Raw genomic sequence first — 720 nt, 5'->3', positions numbered from 1 at the left:
ATCACGCCTTTACCTGAAAGTAAGCTTGATGGCGCGAATATTAAGAAGCGTTTAGCATTATGGATACACAAGGCTCTGCCTGATAATGATCCCCTGAAGTAATTCGCGATTAACTCAGTGATTCGAATTTGTTTCTTTTGATTGATTGCCAATTTATGTTTACTTGAAAAACCTAGCTATCTCACGCTAGGTTTTTTTGTTTTAGGTATCTGCGTTTCAATATTAGAGCCTAAGCCATCTCTTTTTAGAGCGTCACTGTTTACCTTATTCAGTATTGGAGTCGTCGATATTTTTGCTGATTCCTATCCTTCCTACTCAGGCACTTGAACGCTGTATTTTATGAATTGCACTAACGATTTCCTTTCGTCTATTCCCTTCAAGACTCTCAAATTTATACCGACCCAATAAATACATTAGAACTCAAAGTATTATTTAATACATATAATACTTGCGCAAGTGTGATCTTCGTCGCTAAAATTTGATTTTTAGCGCTAATGTGTTGATCTTTGTGTATGGGAAATGCTCATAATTAAAAGGAATTTAATTAGAGTTCAAAGGAAATGTCTCGGTATGATTACATCAGCGCCTTGGATATTGTATCCAGAGGTTGTAGAAAAGATGATTGAAAAATGGAATTTTCGTGAGCCAGAAGTTTCGGATGGCAACAACATTTATCAATTAATTTCAGAGTGCCCTCCATTAGATACTAACTCTTCATAT

Annotated in this window: 1 protein-coding gene and 1 pseudogene; both read left to right on the top strand. The window is 35.7% G+C overall.

The genetic code is table 11. From position 1 onward, the window contains the following. Positions 1–102, top strand: a 102-nt coding sequence (locus AB4496_RS28640; RefSeq protein ID WP_372133479.1) for a DUF5062 family protein, incomplete at its 5' end; no start/stop codon positions are given. Between the two features lie 468 nt (positions 103–570). Beyond that, positions 571–720 (top strand): annotated as a pseudogene (locus AB4496_RS28635) (diaminobutyrate acetyltransferase); the annotation flags it as partial.

This window comes from Vibrio sp. 10N.222.46.A1 (genome assembly GCF_041473595.1).
Classification (GTDB): Bacteria; Pseudomonadota; Gammaproteobacteria; order Enterobacterales; family Vibrionaceae; genus Vibrio; species Vibrio tasmaniensis_A.
This window is presented reverse-complemented; position numbering and strand designations above follow the sequence as displayed.